Source organism: Bradyrhizobium sp. P2_E8 (genome assembly GCF_056403875.1).
In genome coordinates, this window is sequence record NZ_JBFUES010000777.1 from 1 (window position 1) to 3,680 (window position 3,680).

3 protein-coding genes and 2 pseudogenes are annotated in these 3,680 nt (G+C 63.7%); all 5 read left to right on the forward strand.

Annotation, left to right across the window (positions count from 1 at the left end; genetic code table 11):
- Window positions 1-455, forward strand: a pseudogene (locus AC1D00_RS31580) (ABC transporter ATP-binding protein); the annotation flags it as partial.
- A gap of 68 nt (window positions 456-523) precedes the next feature.
- A pseudogene (locus AC1D00_RS31585) lies at window positions 524-1,396 on the forward strand (carbohydrate ABC transporter permease); the annotation flags it as partial.
- Window positions 1,397-1,487: 91 nt separating this feature from the next.
- Entirely contained in the window at window positions 1,488-2,261 is a 774-nt protein-coding gene (locus AC1D00_RS31590) for a carbohydrate ABC transporter permease (protein ID WP_477013360.1), read from the forward strand.
- A gap of 49 nt (window positions 2,262-2,310) precedes the next feature.
- Window positions 2,311-3,318, forward strand: a complete 1,008-nt coding sequence (locus tag AC1D00_RS31595) for a Gfo/Idh/MocA family protein (RefSeq protein WP_477013358.1) — start codon at window positions 2,311-2,313, stop codon at window positions 3,316-3,318.
- A gap of 3 nt (window positions 3,319-3,321) precedes the next feature.
- On the forward strand, window positions 3,322-3,680 hold a 359-nt coding region (locus tag AC1D00_RS31600), incomplete at its 3' end, for a Gfo/Idh/MocA family protein (RefSeq protein WP_477013359.1).

Genomic DNA, 3,680 nt, shown 5'->3' on the forward strand with positions numbered 1-3,680 from the left:
GCTTCCAGGCCATCAGCAAGAGCAAGCTCGGCCTGTCCACCTATCCCGATGGAGGAAAAGGCGCGAAGCCCGGCCAGTATCTGAAGCCGGCCATGATGTGGAGCGTCGCGGCGCAGTCGAAACAGGCCGAGGCGGCGGTCAAGCTCGTGAGTTACTTCGTCGCCGACCTCGAAGCCGGCAAGGTGCTCGGCGTCGAACGCGGCGTGCCGCCGTCATCAGCGGTGCGCAACGTCGTGACGCCGACGCTCGACGACCTCGGTCGCGCCATGGTCGACTACATCAGCCTGGTCAGCGACAAGGTTGGGCCGTTGCCGCCTCCGCCGCCGCGAGGCGCCGGCGAAATCCAGAGCGTGCTGCGGCGCGTCAATGAGCAGGTCGGTTTCGGCCGCCTGACCCCCGCCGACGGTGCCAAGCAGTTTGTCGCCGAGGCGGCCGCCGTGCTGGCCCGCGGATAGAAGCGGTGGCGGATACGCTGATCGACGCTGCCACACCCGTCGCGGCCGCACGCGCGCCCGAATCCTCCTGGCGCGACAGCGCCGCGGGCTATCTGTTTCTCGCGCCCTGGCTGATCGGCTTTTTCGGGCTCACGCTGGGGCCGGCGCTGGTCTCGCTGTATCTGTCGTTCACGGATTACGACCTGCTCAGCAATCCTCGCTGGGTCGGCGCCGCCAACTACGTGCGCATCGCGACCAGCGATCCCAAGTTCAGCGCGGCGATGCACGTCACCTTCATCTATGTGGCGCTGGCCGTGCCGTTCAAGCTCACCTTCGCGCTCCTGGTGGCAACGATCCTGAACCGGGGCCTCCGCGGCCTGCCGCYGTACCGCGCAATCTTCTATCTGCCGTCGCTGATCGGCGCCAGCGTTGCCATCTCAGTGCTGTGGCGCCAGTTGTTCGCCGGCGACGGCCTGCTCAACCAGGCGCTGAAGCTCGTGGGCATTCATGGACCGAGCTGGATCTCCAATCCCGACACCGCCCTCTACACCCTGGTGGCGCTGAGCGTGTGGCAGTTCGGCTCGCCGATGATCATCTTCCTCGCCGGCCTGCGCCAAATTCCGAAGGACGTCTATGAGGCCGCTGAGATCGATGGCGCCAGCCGCAGCCAGCAATTCTGGCGGATCACCCTGCCGCTGCTGACGCCGGTGGTCTTCTTCAACGTCGTGGTGCAGACCATCGACGCCTTCAAGGCATTCACGCCGGCCTTCATCATCAGCGGGGGCACCGGCGGCCCGATCGATGCGACGCTGTTCTATACGCTCTATCTCTACCAGGAAGCCTTTGCCTATTTCCGCATGGGTTATGCCTCCGCGCTGGCCTGGGTGCTGGTGGTGATCATCGCGGCCTTCACCGCGTTGTCCTTCCTGTCATCGCGCTACTGGGTGCACTACGATGGTTGATCTCGCGACATCGGATGAGATTCCGCACCCTCGCAACGGACGCGGCCGCGCGCTGATCTATCATGTCGTGCTGTGCCTCGCCTCGATTGCCATGCTGTATCCGCTGTTGTGGATGCTGGCGAGCTCGTTCAAACCGGACAGCGACATCTTTGGCGACGCCTCGCTGTGGCCGCGCCACTTCAGCCTCGACGCCTACTGGCGCGGCTGGTCCGGGCTGCAGGTGACCTTCGGAAGGTTCTTCCTGAATTCGCTCGTGGTTTCGCTGTGCAGCGTGGTCGGCAACGTGATGTCGTGCTCGCTCGCGGCCTACGCGTTCGCCCGACTGAAATTCCGCGGCCAGAAGTTCTGGTTCGCGCTGATGCTCGGCACCCTGATGCTGCCGTACCATGTGACGTTGATCCCGCAATACATCCTGTTCCTCAACCTCGACTGGGTCGACACCTTCCTGCCGCTGATCGTGCCGAAATTCCTGGCGGCGGACGCCTTCTTCATCTTCCTGCTGGTGCAGTTCTTCCGCTCCATCCCGCGCGAACTCGATGAGGCCGCGATGATCGACGGCTGCGGGCCGTGGCGCATCTACTGGATCGTGATCCTGCCGCTGTCGGTGCCGGCGCTTGCCACTGCCGCGGTCTTCACCTTCATCTGGACCTGGGACGACTTCTTCGGGCCGCTGATCTATCTCAACGACATGAATTCCTACACCGTGCAGCTCGGCTTGCGCAGCTTCGTCGATTCCACCGGCAAATCCGACTGGAGCGGCCTGTTCGCCATGTCGACGCTGACGCTGCTGCCGCTGTTCGTCCTCTTCCTGCTGTTCCAGCGTCTCTTGATCGACGGCATCGCCACCACGGGGATGAAGGGGTGACGATATCGGACGCATCCCCGCATCGACTGCTAACCAGGGAAGAAAAGTCATGAGCAAACTGCGCTTCGCCGCGATCGGCATCAATCATGCTCACATCTATGGCCAGGTCGATTGCCTGCTGCGCGCCGGCGCCGAGCTGGTCGGCTTTCATGCCGTCGAGGACGACCTGGCCAGGGCTTTCGCGACGAAATATCCGCTAGTCCCGCGCGTAGCCGAGCGGGCGAGATTGCTCGACGACAAGACCATCGCACTGATCCTCTCGTCCGGCATCCCCGCCGACCGCGCTCCGCTCGGCATCGAGGTGATGCGCCACGGCAAGGACTATATGAGTGACAAGCCGGGCATGACGTCGCTGGAGCAATTGGCCGAGGTGCGCCGGGTCCAGGCCGAGACAAAGCGGATCTATTCGGTCTGCTACTCCGAGCATTTCGAGACCCGCTCCACAGTGAAGGCGGGCGAACTGATCGCGGCCGGCGCCATCGGCAAGGTCATCAACACCGTCGGGCTCGGCCCGCACAAACTGAAGAATCTGCCGCGGCCCGACTGGTTCTATTCGCGCGAGCGCACCGGCGGCGTGTTGACCGACATCGCCTCGCATCAATGCGAACAGTTCCTGTTCTTCGCCGACGCGCTCGATGCCAAGGTCGTCAGCGCGACGGTCGCCAACCGCGCCAATCCGGACCGGCCGGAGTTGCAGGATTTCGGCGAAATGCTGCTGCGGACCGGTGATGTCACCGGCTACGTCCGCGTCGACTGGTTTACCCCCGACGGTCTGCCCAATTGGGGTGACGGCCGGATCACCATTCTCGGCACCGAGGGGTACATGGAGCTGCGCAAATATATCGATGTCGCCGGGCAGCCCGGCATCGACCATCTCATCATGGTCGACCGCAAGGGTGTCCACCGGATCGACTGTTCCAATGTCGAATTGCCCTATGGCCGCCAGCTCATCTCCGACGTGCTCAATCGCACCGAGACCGCGATTCCGCAGGCACGCTGCTTCAAGGCCATGGAGCTGGCGCTCACCGCGCAGGCGATGGCGGAAGGAAGGGCTTAAGGCATGTCGAAACCCAAGTCGAAACCCAAGTCGAAACCGAAGACGGTCGCCGTTATCGGCTGCGGCATCGGCCGCAACCATATCGCCGAGGGCTACGCGCGCTTGCGCGATCAGTTCGATTTGCAGGTGATCTGCGACCTCAGTCAGGAGCGCCTGACCGCTGTCGGCGATGAGTTCTCGGTGCCGCGTCGTACCACCTCATTCGACGAGGTGCTGGCCATGGGCGACATCGACATCGTCGATATCTGCACGCCGCCAACGCTGCACTTTCCGCAAGTTATGGCGGCGCTCGCCGCCGGCAAGCAGGTGGTCTGCGAAAAGCCGCTTGTGGGCTCGCTGCACGAGATCGACCAGCTCACCGC